The sequence below is a fragment of the Pseudoalteromonas sp. J2K-J031 genome, from assembly GCF_058197095.2.
In genome coordinates this window covers 2,551,297-2,569,651 of record NZ_CM200279.1, presented here as the reverse complement: position 1 = coordinate 2,569,651, position 18,355 = coordinate 2,551,297, and the positions used below count along the sequence as shown (strand labels likewise).

General features: G+C 37.1%; 14 protein-coding genes. 6 read left to right on the top strand and 8 right to left on the bottom strand.

What is annotated here, in order from left to right; all coding sequences use genetic code 11:
• Position 1 precedes the first annotated feature (1 nt).
• The 4 genes from bcsB to AC3KZC_RS11585 are packed head-to-tail and all read right to left on the bottom strand — an operon-like array spanning position 2 to position 5,862.
• Positions 2 to 2,215 carry a cellulose biosynthesis cyclic di-GMP-binding regulatory protein BcsB gene (gene bcsB, locus AC3KZC_RS11600; RefSeq protein WP_518525891.1) on the bottom strand — a complete coding sequence of 738 codons (2,214 nt, stop codon included), beginning with the start codon at positions 2,213 to 2,215 and terminating at the stop codon, positions 2 to 4.
• A 55-nt stretch (positions 2,216 to 2,270) separates the two neighbouring features.
• Complete coding sequence (bcsA, locus tag AC3KZC_RS11595; protein ID WP_490577962.1) at positions 2,271 to 4,889, bottom strand: UDP-forming cellulose synthase catalytic subunit; 2,619 nt, start codon at positions 4,887 to 4,889, stop codon at positions 2,271 to 2,273.
• Between the two features lie 44 nt (positions 4,890 to 4,933).
• Positions 4,934 to 5,635, bottom strand: coding sequence for a cellulose biosynthesis protein BcsQ (gene bcsQ / locus AC3KZC_RS11590; RefSeq protein WP_490577963.1), 702 nt, complete (start codon positions 5,633 to 5,635; stop codon positions 4,934 to 4,936).
• Positions 5,632 to 5,862, bottom strand: coding sequence for a hypothetical protein (locus AC3KZC_RS11585; protein ID WP_490577964.1), 231 nt, complete (start codon positions 5,860 to 5,862; stop codon positions 5,632 to 5,634). The genes bcsQ and AC3KZC_RS11585 overlap by 4 nt, the downstream gene beginning before the upstream one ends.
• A 137-nt stretch (positions 5,863 to 5,999) precedes the next feature.
• On the opposite strand from AC3KZC_RS11585, the gene bcsE reads away from it, so the two are divergent.
• From bcsE to tyrR, 3 genes are all read left to right on the top strand, one after another.
• Positions 6,000 to 7,634 carry a cellulose biosynthesis protein BcsE gene (gene bcsE, locus AC3KZC_RS11580; RefSeq protein WP_490577965.1) on the top strand — a complete coding sequence of 545 codons (1,635 nt, stop codon included), beginning with the start codon at positions 6,000 to 6,002 and terminating at the stop codon, positions 7,632 to 7,634.
• Between the two features lie 184 nt (positions 7,635 to 7,818).
• A complete protein-coding gene (gene bcsG / locus AC3KZC_RS11575) occupies positions 7,819 to 9,480 on the top strand; it encodes a cellulose biosynthesis protein BcsG (RefSeq protein WP_490577966.1) in 1,662 nt (553 codons plus the stop codon).
• 151 nt (positions 9,481 to 9,631) lie between these two features.
• Entirely contained in the window at positions 9,632 to 11,188 is a 1,557-nt protein-coding gene (gene tyrR / locus AC3KZC_RS11570; RefSeq protein WP_490577967.1) for a transcriptional regulator TyrR, read from the top strand.
• Between the two features lie 51 nt (positions 11,189 to 11,239).
• Here tyrR and AC3KZC_RS11565 read toward each other — a convergent pair whose 3' ends face one another.
• Positions 11,240 to 11,728, bottom strand: coding sequence for a hypothetical protein (locus AC3KZC_RS11565; protein ID WP_490577968.1), 489 nt, complete (start codon positions 11,726 to 11,728; stop codon positions 11,240 to 11,242).
• Positions 11,729 to 11,869: 141 nt separating this feature from the next.
• Here AC3KZC_RS11565 and AC3KZC_RS11560 point away from each other — a divergent pair, with 141 nt between their 5' ends.
• Positions 11,870 to 12,406, top strand: coding sequence for a thioesterase family protein (locus tag AC3KZC_RS11560; RefSeq protein WP_490577969.1), 537 nt, complete (start codon positions 11,870 to 11,872; stop codon positions 12,404 to 12,406).
• 33 nt (positions 12,407 to 12,439) lie between these two features.
• Here the strand turns inward: AC3KZC_RS11560 and AC3KZC_RS11555 are convergent, their stop codons facing one another.
• Entirely contained in the window at positions 12,440 to 13,093 is a 654-nt protein-coding gene (locus AC3KZC_RS11555; RefSeq protein WP_490577970.1) for an OmpW/AlkL family protein, read from the bottom strand.
• 274 nt (positions 13,094 to 13,367) lie between these two features.
• Here AC3KZC_RS11555 and dapE point away from each other — a divergent pair, with 274 nt between their 5' ends.
• Complete coding sequence (gene dapE / locus AC3KZC_RS11550) at positions 13,368 to 14,540, top strand: succinyl-diaminopimelate desuccinylase (protein ID WP_490577971.1); 1,173 nt, start codon at positions 13,368 to 13,370, stop codon at positions 14,538 to 14,540.
• Between the two features lie 55 nt (positions 14,541 to 14,595).
• Here the strand turns inward: dapE and olsF are convergent, their stop codons facing one another.
• Together olsF and AC3KZC_RS11540 are read right to left on the bottom strand one after the other, a co-directional pair.
• Positions 14,596 to 16,320, bottom strand: a complete 1,725-nt coding sequence (gene olsF / locus AC3KZC_RS11545) for a bifunctional ornithine lipid synthase OlsF (RefSeq protein ID WP_490577972.1) — start codon at positions 16,318 to 16,320, stop codon at positions 14,596 to 14,598.
• Positions 16,321 to 16,424: 104 nt separating this feature from the next.
• On the bottom strand, positions 16,425 to 17,213 hold the full coding sequence (locus tag AC3KZC_RS11540) for a UDP-2,3-diacylglucosamine diphosphatase (RefSeq protein WP_490577973.1): 789 nt from the start codon (positions 17,211 to 17,213) through the stop codon (positions 16,425 to 16,427).
• A gap of 103 nt (positions 17,214 to 17,316) precedes the next feature.
• On the opposite strand from AC3KZC_RS11540, the gene AC3KZC_RS11535 reads away from it, so the two are divergent.
• Positions 17,317 to 18,234, top strand: a complete 918-nt coding sequence (locus AC3KZC_RS11535; protein ID WP_490577974.1) for a 2-hydroxyacid dehydrogenase — start codon at positions 17,317 to 17,319, stop codon at positions 18,232 to 18,234.
• Positions 18,235 to 18,355 lie beyond the last annotated feature (121 nt).

Here is an 18,355-nt window from a genome sequence, read left to right as displayed (position 1 = left end):
TTTATCTTCCTTCTTGTTTGGCTAGGCGGTTATATGCAAGGGAGTTTAATACGCGCCATAAAATAAAAGACAATAAAACAAGTGTTAAAATCGAGAGAAGAGCGAGCAAAATGGGGTGCTCTGATAAATGAAACCAAATCAGCTGAAATACAGGTAGTTGCCCTACATAATAGCGCTCACCGACATACGATTTATGCGTATTATGCTCAGTAATAATTGCGGCAGTTCCTGCTATCTCTGCCAGTTTACTTCCCGATGCGAACGAATCAATCAAAAGGGAGTAACTATCTTCATTTGCAGCCATAAAAGCCACAACACTTCTTTCATCGGTTAAAGGAGATTGGAAACCTGCTATTACAGCCAGTGTGCCGTAGCTATTTAAAGTAACTCTTGAGCTAGCATCGTGATTTGATTTTGCGTATTTCAACGGTTCAGTTTCATAAATTGCTTGTCTGATTATGCGTTCGCTTTCTTCGACTAAAGCAGTTAATTGAGAATTCTCTATGGTGTTTTCTTTTATCAATTTATGATTGTCACCAATGATTATTATATCTTTGTCTTTTGATTTAAATTTCTCATCCGAAGTTGTGATTTGTGCATTGATAGCAGGGTAACCCGTTGAAGAACCCATATGGCCCATTAAACTAAACAGAGTTTCGAGCTCCATTTTAGAATAATTAGCAGGCATTAAGACTAAAGTTTCACTTAAGTCAGCAAACTTACTAAATGGAAATCCTGATTGTGAAAATGCATGAAGATCAGGCATCGCGATATAATGTTCGTAATCTGAAATATCAATCGTTGAGCCATCGTCAATGACTGCAATGGTGCCCTCTGGAGTTGCGGTTGTACAAGCCCCTTCTTTTTCAGTCGAAAAAATAAATTGAAAAGCGAGTTCATTTTTTATATCGACTTTAAATCCTGGAACCGTAAAATAACGGTCTTTATCAGTATCATCTGTCGATAATAACGGTATTTTAATATCTTCTTCAGCAATGCCTTTAAATTGCTTCGAGCTTAACTTATACCCTTGAACATATTCATCATTTATACTCATATTTAAACGTGATTCACCGCGGTGTGTTGGTGGTGTATATCTGTATTTAAGATCAATCGGAATACCGCCTTTGCGCCAAGTAAATAAATCAGGCGGTAAATTTATATCTAATTTTACCGGCGCTGCATTATATCCTTTTACTTGCAGTTGGGTTGGATAGTCGATTAGCTCGCCAAATGTGACTTCTCTGTCAGATCGTAACCATCTAGGTGCATCATACGCTTTGCGTGGTTGTAAATACTCTACTTTATCAATTTGAGCTGTTCGACCAGTCATCATAGCTTGGCCTGCAACAAGGCCTTCAACCGCTACTTTTAGATCATCAGTGTCTCTGCCAAGTATTAAGAGCATTTTTTGATATCGATGAATCGGGTTAGAAATAATTTCTACCGTAGGCGCTTTAACATCAGGATAATCTTTAAGGAAATCAGGTTTATTATCATTAGTAGCAAAAACAACAGAGTGTTCTGCTGAAAGCTCATTAATTAAAATAGGGTATTTACTTCCGCGCCAATGGGCCTGAGAGCCAAACCAAGAAGCTAAAATAGATGCTGCCTGAGTTGTTTTAATATCGGGCACTTCTTTAAATAAAAATGGTAAGTTTAATTGGTCATAATCTCGAGGGTCGAAGAACGGAACTGGAAATTTACCTAATTGGCTTTCAATCGGTAATTGTTTTCTTGAATAAGTGATACGACTATTTTTGCTGATTTCAGCCCAAATACTAGAATGGAACGGGTCTTCACATTCCATTGTATAATGGCCGATTAATTCTAATCTGATAGTATTGAAGTCGGAGATTAATTTTGGATTTAAAGGAATTTTGTGTTTAAAAAAACCGTTAGTTGGATTAACTTTGTCCAGCTCTTGTACTGGTATAATCGTCATTATCTCTTCATTTAAATATACTTTTATATGAGATAAACCAGGTATTAGAGAAGGAGAATGAGAATATGCGAGATCTAAACTAACATCTGTAATGATGTGATCGAGTCTATTAGTAAAATCGATACTGGCGCTTGATTGCACCCCTCTCAAACGCATGTTAGGGCGATTTAAATCCTCAAAAGTAAGACTTTTTTCTTGTGTTGGTGCTGCTTCTGGATAGCCTTGGTCAAAAATAGATTTATCGACTAATGGTTGAACAGCTGCAAACACTGGGCTACTTATCAAACAAGTAAGTATATAAAGTAATGTAAATTTGAAGCAAAGTTTATTCATTGTGATTACGCTCTTCTAACTTAGGCGCTCTTGGTAAAAAAGAACCGATTATTTCTATAATATTTATCATGTTATTTACAAAAGGCTTAGCCTTTTGTGGTGCATGAACAATCAAGCTTTTAAAGCCTCTTAAACTTGCTTTTCTGACTTCTGAAAAACTATGGGAAGGCCTATCGTGTTTAAAGTTATCTTCCCAGTTAAGCCAAGCATCAGCTCGAGAGAATGTGCACTCAACAAACGCTTTTTCTTGTTCAAGCGTAAGAGATGTGAAACTCAGACCAACATGTTTTGTTCTAGAGTTACATACTTTTGTTGGAAAAGAGAATTGTTTATACCCTCGAGTCATTATAAGCTCTATTTCGTCATTAACTTTAAGTAATTGAGTTTGTTCTAAAGATATCCCAACCCCATTATCGCTGAAATCATAAACATCGACTTTTAAAGTATGCCCGTTTTTTAAACGAATAACTGCAGGGAAGTTACATGCTATTCTGTGGGATTTTCTCACTTGTTTAGACTCAGTTGCAACTGCAACGGCTGCTCCTAAGATCATTAGATTGTAGCCGGCCCATGTCATACTGATCAGAAGTACGCCAATTTGCCCAGGGTCACCAATAATTAATCTTATGAATCCAATTAAGAGGCCTAAACAGTTTAAAGCCACTAGCACTAAATAGGGCTTAGAAATATCCCAATCGTAATGTTCTTTGTCATTTAAACCACCTTTTTCTGTAACGTTAAACTTTCCTTTGTTAGGATTAAAAAGTGCGACAGTCGTTGGTTTTAAAATATACCAAGCTAATACAGACTCATATACTTCGCCCCAAAATGAATATCTATATTTTCCTTGAATTCTGGAGTTTGTAATTTTTACTTGAAGTAATGTTGGTACTACATATAAGAAAATCGCGATAAATGGAGCGTATATAATAAAAGCATCAAAATAAATTAGCGCCAAAGGTGCTGTTAGAAACACGATCCTAGGAATACCTGAAAGGAAATGAAGCATCGCATTGAGATAACAAATTCGCTGGGCAAAACCAAGGCCTTTGCCTAAAAGAGGGTTGTCGAGTCTAAAAATTTGCGCCATGCCTCGAGCCCAACGGATCCTTTGCCCAACATGAGCAGATAAACTATCAGTGGCTAAGCCCGCAGCCTGCGGGATATTGATATAAGCTGTTTTATATCCCTTACGCTGCATTCGAAGAGCTGTATGGGCATCCTCTGTTACAGTTTCAAATGCAAACCCACCAATATCATCCACGGCCTTTCGTCTTAAAACTGCACATGAACCACAGAAAAAAGTAGCATCCCACATATCATTTCCATCTTGAATAAGACCGTAGAAAAGCATGTTTTCGCTTGGGATTTGAGAAAAGTTGTCAAGGTTTCTTTCAAATGGGTCTGCAGAGAAAAAATGATGCGGTGTTTGCACCAAACACATTTTATCGTCATTGAGCATTGTGCCCATTGTCATTTGTAAAAAAGACCTTACAGGTACGTGGTCGCAGTCAAAAATAGCAATATACTCACCTTGGGTGACTTTCATTGCTTGATTTAAATTGCCAGCTTTTGCGTGTGTATTGTTGGTTCTAGTGATATATCCTGCACCTATGGTTTCAGCAAAGAGTCTAAACTCTTCCCTCTTACCATCATCAAGAATATATACATTGAGTTTATCTTCAGGCCAATCCAAAGCTAAAGCGGCAATGGTTGTCGGTTTTACGACACTTAATGGCTCATTATAAGTCGGTATGTAGATATCAACTGTTGGCCAAAGAGATGTGTCAGAAGTCAATTTTGCTGGCTTTCTTTTGAGAGGTCTAATGGTTTGAAAAAAACCAAGTATTAATACTAGCCATGCATACGTTTCTGCAGCAAGAAGGCCTGCTCCTAAAAATAGGGCTACAGGATCATTCCAATTTAGTGTCTCATTGAAACGCCACCACAGATACCTCGTTGAGGTGGATATTGATAGTGTAATCATTATTAAGGTCGGTATTTGTCCTTCTACGCCTCTTAATGAATAAGCAATAAATAAGATTAATGTAGCAAAAACGGCTTGGGCTTCAAGAGAGAAAGGAACCGTTATTAAAAGTGCCATTAATAAAAAAATACTAATTAAAATGGTATTTCGAATTAAAGGCTTCTCCCAAAAATGAGCTGAGAGCAGCGTTTCTAATGCACTTGGGGCATTGGTCTCTTTGCCCATTACTTTTCTAACTTTAATACTTATGAAACTATCAAATTTACGTAAGTAAGAAATAGCTTGAGGTAATATTGAAAATAGATAGCTTTTAGCGTCAAACTTTGAATCGGTGGAGCTCTTACGTTTATGTGTAAATAATATTAGGTAGCAACTTTGAATTAAAAATCGAAGAGGATCGCCAATTCTTAATTTATTTTTTTTAAGTTGAGGGTAATAGTTAAGAAACGTATTTTTAGTATTAAATTTGTTAGTATAAAAAAATAAATTTGCTAACAAAGTGACAATAGATAACAGGAACGATAAGGCAACATTTAAACGAAAACGATTAAAATATAAATCATAATTATTGAGATATATATTTAACAGTGAAGGTGTTAAAAAACATGATAATAATCGAATCACTATATTGCTTTTACTAATAGCGGAATTGTTAGGTGAAGCTGTTATCATTTTAATTTATGAACCACCCAACTCGCTAAAGCTTGCACATCATCTATGGCAACACTATCTGGAGCACAATTAATCGCTACATCTTTATAGGCGAGCGCTTCTTTGATAATTTCATCTTGATGAATAAAAAATGGAGTTATCTTTTTAAGTTTTGTTCGCCATAATTGATATAAGTCAACTTCTAATTGTGACAAAGAATTAAATCTATTTATTAATAGGAATTCATTGGCTTTTGACTGATTCTTCATCAAATCTGTAAAGATCAAACTATGGCATGAAGCATCACAATTAATAATTTTAATTACCAGTTCATTATGACTTTTTGGCATTGAAGTAATATCAATATGATGCGGGCAATCGAAAAGTATCCAAGCATCTGTCGGAATATCTAAATTTTTAGATGAATTAACAATATCGCTGTAAGATAAGTTAGCATTTACAACAGCGCCATAGGGTAAAAAATATACATCATCTGAATTTTTATAAAAAGCAGTGGGCCACGTTTTAACCGTACACTTAGCCCAGCCAAAATCATCATCCCATCTTCCACCTAGATGGAGCCTTAGTTCATTTTTAGGGCATAAATCTATGATGTAAACAAGCTCTTGTCTTTTTGCTAGTACCGAAGCAAGATTGGCGGCAATCGATGTTGCGCCAACACCTCCTTTTATGCCTTGTATAAAAATGCGTTTGGTCATCGTGTTTCACAGCTGGTTTTTGTTATTGAATTCATCGATTCATCGATTTCTTTAAATAATCTATATTTTTTCAAAGTTTCATTTTGAGCATGCTGATCAATAATTTCGATGTATTCACCCGCCTTTCCACCTATTTTGGCCGTTAAGTTTGTAATATCATGTTTACGGTAACCATTTGTTATTGAAAGCTTATCATCAACCGTTAAAGATGTATTTACATTTTTCATAGAGTATTAATTTATAGACTTTAGCGCCTAAGTATATATACAATGAAGCGCTAAACCAATCAAAAAGTATTACTATTATTTTTAATTATTTGCTCGAGATTTGGTAATGATTAACATCGAGCATTTTCTGGAGGAGTATGACAAAAATTATGATTGATGGCTTAGGTGATTGCGGCCAAATCAATGATGGTTCTTGCTATGTGATTCTTTCATCTCAAGAAGAGTTGGGGATCATTCTTAGTCTGCATTGCATCCCTTCTGATGTAGATGGGCATGTATTCATAGCCTCAAATCATATAGAAAGCTTTTATAAATCCTACTTTAAGTCACAAACAGATATTTTTTCATTATTAAAAAATGACCAACTCTCTTCTTATTCTTTTGAGCCTAAATTGGAATATAACGACCCGAAAGTATTTATTCGTGAGTTCTTTGATGAGCTAGGCTTTACTCAGGATTTATTCGGGGCAGTTGTTATTTTACATATTGAAGAAGTGGTTTTTTCTAAAATGAGCTTTGATGATATCAAAACTTTTCTTCATCATATTAAACAGTATGCGATAAAATTTGAAATGAAAGTTTTTTGCATTATAGATGCTTCTCTTTCTAATAAAAATCGTTTAAATGTGAAGACATTTAGTCAAATTTTAAATGGTGTAGTAGAAATAAATACTAACGCAGGTATATTTTCAGCTTATTTTGACTTTTGGCATCATGAAAACGGTGTTACAACCAATAAAGAATTTGAAATTAGAAGGAGTGAAGGACTTTTAACTGCGAAGCAATCATCAGAAATAGCTTCAAATGATAACGTGAATCGGTTTAACTTAATTGATAATGATGATGTTTACATCAGTAAAGACGCTGTGCCCTCGGGTGCCCAACTACCACCCTTGTATTATGTGTTACCAGATAATGATGCTATTTATTTTGCAGGCTTAAAACGTGAGTCATGCACACTCATCTTTACAGTGACTCGTCATACAGATCAAGTAAGACTCGGTGAACAATGCCTTGAACTTAGACGTAAATGTGGACCATGGTTAAAAATAATTATAAAGAATATAGATGGTATCATCAGGCATCAGGATGAGTGCTTGTTTATTACTGTTGGGGTGAATTTGATTTTACATTCATCTACTGATATCTCACGAGTAATGTCACAGGTGCAGGCTATTCAGGGGTTTAAATTTTCTCGAGAGCTGCCTAATTCTTATAATGAAGTACTCAACTTTTCCAAAGGTGCTATCAGTAAAGGTTATCTAAATATTGCAGACTTCATTTCTGAGGTTTCCAAGCACCGCAAGTCATCACATAATCTTGGGGTTACTGGTGTTTTGGTGATATTAAAGATTTTAAATGATTTAGATCCCATACATACCTTGAAGCTATTTAAAATGAAGCGTAATGGTGATTTTTTCACATCGGATTCTACTTCAGTCTATTTATATCTTCATGCTTGCCGAGAAAATGATGTGACAACAGCACTCAGTCGTCTTTTTAGGCTTAGTATCTCAGAGTTTTTTCTTTCACATCATGTCTATTCACAAGACTTGTATATCGAAGAACAGTTAAAATTTTTAAATAGCTTGATCAGTGATGCTGATATTGAGGACTATACCCAAAAATTAAATAATGCGAGTGTTGGTGAAAAAAGCCAAGAGATTGAGCATCAAAATCATGACTCAAAACCGAGTTACTATATGCCCAAATTTCAACTCTCTGCCATTATAAGCCCACAAAATTTCAAGCAAGAAAGAGGGGATGACTAACGATGAGTGTCACTCAATTTTTATTAACATGCCTGATTGCATTTTCCTTAGGAATTTTTGCAAAAAGTATGTTTATTAAGGTTAAAAGTATTATCAAATCTATTCTACATCATTGGACTTTTAGGCATAAAATCTTGATTCCATATCATCATAAACAAAATAAGAAAGATGAGTAATTTATACAATGTCAACTCCACCAACCGTTTCTAACAATTTAATACTCTCTGGTTTAGGGTATTGGAATATCTACTTTATAATTAAATTTATCCTTTTTTATCAGGTTGTTATTGATTTCAATTTGTTGCCTAATCTGGCTTTTGCTGCATTTTTACTTATTCCGATAAAGGGTATTATACTTAGAAAGCTAAAAAATATTATAGCTGTTATCTTGGCTGTATTATTACTTCACTATGATTCGTGGTTGCCACCCATAGCACGCTTATTATCTAGTGGTGGTGTTATGCAAGACTTCTCTTTTGCTTATCTTGTGGAAATATCATCTCGTTTTATTCATTGGGAGTTTTTTGCGATATTACTCATCGTTTCTGTGGGGTACTTATTTTTAAAAAGTTGGATTCGTTTTAGCTCTTTTGTAATGTTAGGTATTTTTTACTTTGGTATTTTTGGCACTGTTTCGCAAGTTAATCAAAATAACTTACCTGGTGGGGACGCAGAACATGTCATTGTTAGGAATAATAAGGTTTTTAGTACCATTAATTCGCAATACTCAGAAGAATCTCCAGTAATTCAAAATTCAACTCAGCTTACTGATAGCCCTGAATCTGCACTTAAGCTTTTTTATCAACAACAAAGTAGCCTGACAACTAAGTTTCCTGCCACTGTAAAAGGCGAATTATTTGATGTAGTGATTCTTAATGTGTGCTCTTTAAGTTGGGCTGATATGAGAACGGCAAATTTAATGGCGCACCCTTTGTTGGATAAATTTGACATTGTCTTCAAAAACTTTAGCTCTGCTACATCTTACAGTGGACCAGCAGCGATACGTTTGTTTAAAGCGAGTTGTGGTCAGCCATCGCACACAAATTTATACGAATCCTCGCCAAAACAATGTTACCTGTTTGATAACTTAGCAAATTTGGGTTTTGAAACTAATTTTGCTATGTACCATAATGGCCTTTTTGATGATTTTATCGGGATTGTTCGTGAGTCAGGTCATTTAAATCCAGAGCAGTTAAGTTTAAATGGTGTGGATGTCATTCAGAATTCGTTTGACGGTACACCAATTTATAGTGATTTTGAGGTGCTTAACCGTTGGTTATCGACTACATCACAATCAAAAAGCCAAAGACACGCATTATACTATAATTCGATTAGCCTTCATGATGGCAACAAAATAGTGGGTGGTCGCAGGTTTTCTAACAGCATTAATAGTTATCAACCAAGAGCAGAAAAATTATTTACGGATATAGAACAGTTTATTAAAAAATTAGAATCTTCAGGGCGTAATGTTGTTTTAATTATGGCACCTGAGCATGGCGCTTCACTTTCTGGTGATAAAATGCAAGTTTCAGGAATGCGCGAAATACCAAGTCCTGACATCGCAAACATACCTGTTCTAGTGAAGTTTATTGGTAAAAACATTACTAAGCCTAACCAGTTGCAAATAAATCAACCCTCTAGCTACCTTGCCATTTCTCAACTATTGTCAAATGTCATTCAACTCAATCCATTCACTACAGGGCAATTGAATTTGCCAAGTTTGACCGCTGATTTACCTCAAACACAAATGGTTGCTGAAAACAGTGGAACTATTATGTTAATGCATAATGGTAAGCCCTACATAAAATTAGATGACGGTGAATGGATGTTATACCCCGGCTACTAATTCATGTAATTGCAGGGTCTTGGCTATATCAGGACCCTGAAAATGTTTATTTTCAGCCATTTTTGTTCAATATTCTTTACAAAAGTATCTTCTCAATACCTTTTTTTCGAGTATGATTCTGCTATCTAATTTTGCGTAACTTGAGGTGTGAATGCGCTTAGAGATCCATTGTGCTGATCGTATCGGTATTGCACAGGAGATTCTGAATATTTTGGTAAGTTATCGCGTTGATCTCAAAGGCATTGAGGTTGATTCGAAACATTGCCGTATGTATGTGTCTTTTCCTCCGATTGAATTTGAACAGTTTCAAAAAATTATGCCATCGATCCGTTTGATTGATGGTGTTGAAGATGTCCGCACTACTGCATTCATGCCTTCTGAGCGCGAACATAACGAACTTAATACCTTACTGAGCGCTTTACCCGATGGCATTATTTCAATTGATGCCAAAGGCATGGTTCGTTTGTGTAATGATGCGGCGTGTCGAGACTTAAATGTCACGCAGTCTGAAATAATTGGTTGTAATATTAATACCTTACTTAAAGGGTTTAATTTTAACCGTTGGTTAGAAGGTAAAGAGGTTTTAGGCCAAACCACTCGTGTTGAAGTCGATGGTGAAGATTTTATCGCTGATATTTTGCCAATTTCAGTGCCTGAGAACCAAGTTGATAAAATTTTAGCCGGTGCGGTTATTAATATTAAATCGCAAAGTCGTTTAGGGCAGCAGGTCAGTGCGTTTCGCCGTTATGGTCAAGAAAGCTTTTCAACGATCCAAACCAGCAGCACAGCCATGCGCCGTGTCGTGCGTGAAGCTCGAAAAATGGCACAGCTTGAAGCACCTATTTTAATCACTGGCGAAACCGGAACGGGTAAAGAATTATTAGCTCGGGCATGTCATTACGCATCACACCGCTCCATGAAATCGTTTTTAGCTTTATCGTGCGCTTCTTTGCCTGACGATGTCGCTGAAACTGAATTATTTGGTTACGCTGGCTATGAAGATGGCGCAAAACCAAGTCGCGGTATTTTAGAGCAAGCCGATGGTGGTACTGTCTTTTTTGACGAAGTAGGCGAAATGTCTGCTCGCTTACAAACTAAATTACTGCGATTTTTGCAAGATGGTACGTTTCGTCGTGTTGGCAGTGAAAATGAAATTAAAGTTAATGTGCGTATTATTGCATCGACTCAAAAAGATTTACCAGGCATGGTGCAAGAGGGTACGTTTCGAGAAGATTTGTATTATCGAATTAATGTATTGAACTTAGATATTGCACCATTGCGTGATCGTAATGCGGATATTGGCCCTTTAACTGAGCACTTTTTACAAAAATATGCACATCAGGTTGGCCGTGCAGCACCGACTTTAGAATCGGGTTGCTTGGAGTTTTTACAGCAATACCCTTGGCCGGGCAATGTACGTCAATTAGAAAATGCAATTTACCGAGCTGTGTCGTTGCTTGACGATGATGTACTTAGCGCAGAGCATTTACAGTTGCCTAGTTTTACCAACGATTTAGGTTATTTAGAGTCTGATTTTGAAGGGTCATTAGAGCAGGCGGTGAAGCGATTTGAATCGACTTTATTGCGTAAATTGTATCCGGCTTATCCAAGTTCAAGGCAGTTAGCTAAGCGTTTGGGGTTAAGCCATACCGCGGTTGCGAATAAGCTGCGTGAATATGGTATTAACCGTAAATCAATAAAGGTGTAACTTAACAAGCGTTACTTTGCTGAGTAACGCTTCTTTCAATATTGTAAACGCTTATTTATTGCCCATATCTTTAGTAACGCCATCGGCAGTAATTTGTTTAACTCCTTCTTCATCAAATTCAATATTGAGACTACTTGCACGTCCAGTAAAAAAATAATCGGTGCCATCAATATTTAATACATAGTCGCCTTTGACGGGGTGGCTAAAAACTTGCTTTTTAAGTGTAATAGCGTGCTTGCCAAGTATCCATTCAAATTGTTCGAAATAGCCTTTGGCAAACTCTTGGATCCACACATTTCTCTCATCTTGACTTAACGCAATGGCAACGGAATAAGATTCAGGAAGCTCTTTCATGGCATAACTTTTTTTACCTATGCGCATTTGCCCTTCAGAAGCCTGCCAAGCAAAGCCAAATTCAAATTCCTTTTTTAATCCAGTGGGATAAGTGAGTGTGCCTTTACCTGCAAAATCAAAATCGGCAAAACAGTTAAAAGTGCAAACACTGAATAAGAATGTAAGAGCATAAAGAGTGTGGGTCATAAATATAAAACCAGAAGAAGTATTGGCATTAATTATAGAAAGTATTTAGTAAGCTGCAAAAAGTACATGGATAATTGTCGCTTGTAATATTTTGATTATCAGCGAAAATACACCTCCCTGGTATGACCTCTGGTATTAAAGATGAATTTATATTTTCGCTTGCTGCTCCTCTTTTTTAAGATAAAACGTAATAAAACGTATCAACCTTTGTTAGATGAAGTCAGTATTTCATTTACAGCGTTACCGACAGATTGCGATATTAATTTTCATCTTACCAATTCGCGTTATTTAGCGTTAATGGATATTGCCCGAACTTGGATGACAGAGCGCTTTGGCTTGCTTGGTAAAATGTTAAAGCGTCGTTGGTTTCCAATTGTGAATGCGACCGCAATTACTTATATTCGAGATATTAAACCGTGGCAAAAGTTTGAGATTAAAACTCGTTTAGTTGGTTGGGATCATAAATATTTTTATATTGAGCAACGGTTTGAGTCAGATCGTGGTTTGCATGCAATTGCTTATGTGCGAGGCGTTTTCAAAAAGCGTAGTGGTATTATTTCGATTGAAGAAATGTTAGATGTCGCTGATTTTGATGATGTTGCGCCAATTTTACCGGCTGAAATAATTCATTGGAAAGAAATGTTAGAGCAGAAAAAAAACAATAACAAGCCTCAATAATTGAGGCTTGTTATTTAAGAGAGTACGGATTAATTAGAACTTGAATTTAGCACCTAACATAAATACAACTGGGTCAATATTTACAGTTGAAGTGAGGGCCTTTGCACCATTGGCGTACACCGTTGCGTCAGTATCAATATCAATTAACGACACCATGGCATGAATACCCCATTGTTGGTTTAAGCTGTAGTTAAAACCTGCTTGTGCAGCAAGACCAAACGAATTATCTAATTTAATTTCAACATCATCTGTTTGTAATGTCGCTTTTAAATCGGCACCTGCTTGCTCATCAAAGAAGATTGTATAGTTTAAGCCTGCACCTACGAATGGACGAAATGCCGCACTTGCATCACCAAAGTGGTATTGTGCAAGAAGTGTTGGCGGTAAATGCTTGGTTTTACCAATGCCTGCACCGGCTAAGCCATCTTCACCAGTAATGTCGTGGCTAAATGGAGTGGCTGCTACTAATTCAATTACCCAGTTACTATCTAAAGCATAATCGATGGTAATACCTAGTTGTGTGTTTGAATCAACACCTAAACCAAGCGCTGGCGCTTCATTAATTGAAGAAGAGCTGCTGTTCGGATTAACATGAATTGCCCCGATATTGACACTCAAATTGGCGTTAGCAAAAGGTGCTGAAAGAAGGCCTGCTGTTAATAGTGCGCTTTTTAATAATGTGCTCATATTGATTCTCCGAGGTTTTAATCTGTGTCTGTATTCGTTTGTATGGGGTTATTATGGCGAGCAAAAAAAATCAAAACCTGTTCTAGATCAATTTATTTGTTGGGTTTATTAATCATTAATTTAAAATTTGATTTAGATTAAGTTTTTAAGCACTGACGGGGACTTTATTATTTTTTTTCAGTCTAAAACTTTCGTTTATTTTTAATCATTGACATGTTAATGACATCTTTGCTCGGTTAAATAGAGTTCCTTGATTATCGATGTGAGTGACTCAATGACGCGGTCAATACAATCTCAGCGACCCTCTAGCGACGTTGCACTTTATTTGCAGCAACTGATCCAATTCAAATCAATTACTCCTAATGATGCTGGTGCATTAGCTTGGTTGGCTGAAAAATTGGCTTTACTAGAATTTGAAATAACATGGCTTGAGCAATCTGGAGTGCGAAACTTGATTGCTAAACGTACGTTTGGTGCAGGGCCAAACATTGGTTTTTGTGGTCATGTTGATGTTGTGCCTGCCAATAATAAAGGTTGGTATAGTGAACCTTTTAAAGGTCAAATCATTGATCAACACATCTATGGCAGAGGCGCTGCTGATATGAAAGGAGCCATTGCTGCGATGCTCAGTGCATGCCAATTATGGTTAGCTGACACTACACCTGAACATGGCAGTTTTTATTGGCTTATAACCAGTGATGAAGAAGGCGAAGCGGAGTTTGGTACTAAATTGATGTTGGCATATTTAGCAGAGCATGGTATTGAGTTAGATGCATGTTTAGTGGGCGAGCCTAGTTGTGAAAACAAGATAGGCGATACCATTAAAAATGGTCGTCGAGGCGCGCTATCGGGTCACTTAGCAATTTATGGCAAAGCAGGGCATGTAGCTTATCCAGAGTTTGCGGTTAATGCTGCGCATCAAATAAGTGCTGTGATGCAGCAGTTGCTAGGGATTGATTGGCAAAACGATCATGAAGGTTCTAAGACCTCACTGCAGATCACCGATTTAACCGTGCCAAACTCATTTGATAACTTAGTACCCGCTACGGCTGAATTGCGTTTTAATATTCGTTATAGCCATAGTTATCAGAGTAAGGATATTCATTGGATAATTAATCAAGCTGTTGGGAAATGTGCGATTAATTATCAACTGACGTGGCAACGGCCATGCGAACCTTACTATAACGGTGGATCGCTGATAAATAGGGTTGATTATATGCAGATACTTGAAACGAGTATTATCAAGTGCTGCCAAATATACCCAATCTTGAGTACGTCAGGCGGCACTTCAGATGGCCGTTTTTTTGCAGGCAGTAATACGCAAGTCTTTGAGTTTGGTTTAAGAAATTTTTCGATACATCAAGTAAATGAGCGAGTTGCTATACATGAGCTTGAAGAGTTAACCGCAATTTATTGCGATTTTTTACATCGGGTTTTAAGTGCTTAATTTTTATTAAACCAGCCACTTTTTAGTGGCTGGTTTCTATGTTGTAGTTAGGAGATTAATGGGCTGTTTGGTGTACTGCTAAATAGCGTTTAATTTTTTGCTCTTTAAGTGCATCAAGATCAACCAACACTAGACCGTCGACGCAGTAGTTAAACTCAGGATCGACGCTAAAACTTAAAAACTTAACACCTTGGTCGTGACATAAATCTGAGTATTGTTTCAATAGCGTTGGTACCTGTGCGCCCATGTTAGCGAGCAAATGTTTCAGTGTGATAAAATCAGCCTTGGCATCATTACCAACAAAAATACTTTCAAACTCGGCATGTTGATTTGCATCAGAAATAAAAGGGCACAGAGGTTGAGCGAGAGCTTGAGCGGCTGGAAAATAATGTTGATAGTAATAAACTAACAGTGCTTTTGCCGTCATCGGTAGGCTGTTTGAAATACTCACCGGGCCAAACAGATAGCGATATTTTGGATAGCGAGTCACAAAAGCACCAATACCATACCATAAATAGTCTAGGCTGCGCTTTCCCCAATATTTTGGTTGCACAAAACTGCGACCAAGCTCTAAACCTTGAGCAAAATAAGGCTGCATGGTTGGCTGATAGTTAAACAAGCTTGCAGTGTAAAGACCATTAGTTCCTTCTTTTTCAGTGATCGTATCGGCATCAGCTAAGCGGTATGCACCAACAATTTCGAGCTGATCGTTATCCCATAAAACAAGGTGTTGATATGTCATATCATATTTATCGATATCCCGACGTTTACCCGTGCCTTCACCGACAGCCCGAAAGGCAATTTCACGCAAACGACCCAGCTCTCTAAATATTGGGGAGCTTCCATCGTAGCGATAGAGGCGAATTTGCATTTTATCTTGAGTCATACCTAATAATTCAGTGGCTTCAATCGCTTGCTTTAAACTTTTACGGCACTCAGGCTGTGCAATAGGATTTTGGGTTTTAAATGGGAGTTCTTTTTTACTGTTAAGACGATACAGTTGTTTTTTTATGAGCTCAGCAACTACTTTGTCGCTCACATTATCAAGAGTATATGCTTCTGGTGCGATGGGGGATCCTATCTCAAATTCCAAAGATTTATGTCGTTGTTTAAACATTTCTTGCACCAACAATAAACTTGCAAGAGGCTTGTAAATCATTGATGTGCCATAAAAAAGCGGGCTGTTTTTGGCAATAATTTGAATGGGTAAAATAGGGGCGTGACATTTACTGGCAAAACGTAAAAAACCGCTATTCCAAGTACCATCTTTTATGCCGCTTGCACTGAGACGTGATACTTCTCCTGCAGGAAAAATAAGCAATGCACCTTCATTTTTAAGGTGTTGGCTAATATTGGCAAGTTCACGCTTTTTGCTGTTTCCCGATAAATTATCAACAGGTAATAATAGATTATGCATCGGTTCAATTGCCATCAACATACGATTTGCAACCACTTTGATGTCTTTGCGAACTTGATGCAGTAGATTGATGAGTGCTAAAGCATCTAAGGAACCAATAGGGTGGTTCGAGACGATGACCACTTTTCCTTCGGTTGGAATATTATCGATTTGCTGTGGATTAAAACGCGTTTTAAACTCTAGCTCCTCTAATACCTGCTCAACAAATTCTATGCCTTTAAGGTGGGGATATTGTGCAGCGAAGTTGACGAATTCTTGTTCGTGTAAAAGGTAAGTTAGGCCTTTGGTAACAATACTTTTTAATTTTGGGGAGTTGTTTAATTGTGGAAGATTATTTTCCACGACAGTTTCGACATTAATCATAGCAACCTCAAAAACAATCTAGTTGTAGCAAGATTAGAAAGAGGCTGTGACAAATTGGCGTTAAAATAATGACAGTTTTAAGACGCTAATTTGTCAGATTTAATTTAAGCGGCGTGAATTGCGATAGAGCTGATTTTCTCAATGCTTTTTTGTTGTTCAGTCCAAAAAATCAATTCCATGCTTGCATCGTGGTGTTCAACAAAAGCAGTGCAACTCTCTATCCAGTCGCCATCGTTGATGTAAATCATTTGATGTTTATAAACGATTTCGGCGCTGTGAATATGGCCGCAAATGACCCCGTCGAGGTTGTGTTTTTTGGCGTATTTTAATGCTGCATCTTGGTAGCGACTAATAGCTAAAGTCGCGCCACTAATTTTTGATTTGATATACGCTGCAAGCGAAAAATATTCTAGCCCTAATATTCGGCGAGCTTTGTTATACCAACGATTTAAGAATAACAACAAATCGTACAGCATATCCCCAAGGCGGGCTTGCCATTTTCCAAGGCACACATCGGCATCAAAGATATCGCCGTGACAAACTAAAAATTGTTTACCCGAAAGGCTTTGAAAAATTACCTGCTGTTTTATTTCGACCCCAGCAAAAAAATGATTGGCATAACGTCGTACCAAGGCATCATGATTACCTGGGATGTAAATCACTTTGCAGCCTTGCTGTTGCATTACGATAAATTGTTGTAACACCTCATAGTGCGCGCTTGGCCAATAGAGTTTGTTTTTAAGGGATTGAAAATCAATAATATCACCGACCAGATAGAGGACTTCAGGTTGGATATGTTTTAACATGTCTAACAAATAATTTGCTTTGCAATCTTTATAGCCTAAGTGTAAATCAGAGATAAAAAGACTTTTTACTTTGAGTGTTTTATCCATGACACGGGTACCTTGTTAGTCAAACTCAGTATGATGTAACAGTAAAAAATATTGGTGACAAAGCAATGATCAATCCATGATGCTTTAATGACAGGAACCAAATATGAGCTTATTAATTGTGATCCCTAATCGCGATACAGCTAAACTGGAGCAGAAGTTATCTGATTTATTACCTAATGAAATCATTGAGGTATGGCCTCATGTGCGAGATTTTGACGCAGTAACATTTGTGCTAGCTTGGTTACCACCAGAGGATATTTGGCAACAGCTGCCCAACCTTAAAGCAATATCATCTTTTGGTGCTGGAGTTGATGGCCTTTTGAGTGATGCAGTACCCGATGTCCCAATTGCTCGTATTGTCGATTCGATGCTCGCACAGGATATGGCGGAATATGTACTCGGTCATATTTTATCCCATAAATTACGCGTGTCTCAGTATTTGCAGCAGCAACAAGCTGTACATTGGTATCCAAAGCGCGCTCATCAGGGGCGAAACGTCGGTATTTTAGGCTTTGGTCAATTAGGGCGTAAAGTTGCAGACGTTTTGCTACAAAATAATTTTAATGTGAGTGCATGGAGTAAAAGTGAAAAAAAATACACTGATATAGCGAATTATTATGGTGAAGACGGTTTAATAAAGATGGCAAGCCAATCGGATTATTTAATTTGCTTATTGCCTTTAACTGCGGAAACACATGGAATTTTAAATCATACTTTGTTTGATGTGATGCCTAAAAACAGTGTGTTAATTAATGTCGGTCGAGGAAAGCATTTAGTGGAGGACGATTTGCTCAAGGCACTTGAAACCGAACAGTTAGCCCATGCAGTATTGGATGTTTTTACTGTTGAGCCTTTACCAGAAGATCATTCATTTTGGGGTTGCAAGCAAATAACAATCACTCCGCATGCTTCGGCTTTGACTGATATCAATACTGTGGTTGCGCAAATTGCAGATAATTACCGACGCAGTCAATCTGGAAAAACACTCATTAATTGTATTAATCGAAGAAATGGTTACTAATTGCTGTAAATGTATTGTTAAAAATTAGAAAGTTAGATAGACTACTGTTCGTACAATAAATGTGCGAATAACAATAATAAAGATTCCAATAATAACTAATAATAAATTTAATTGGGGGAGT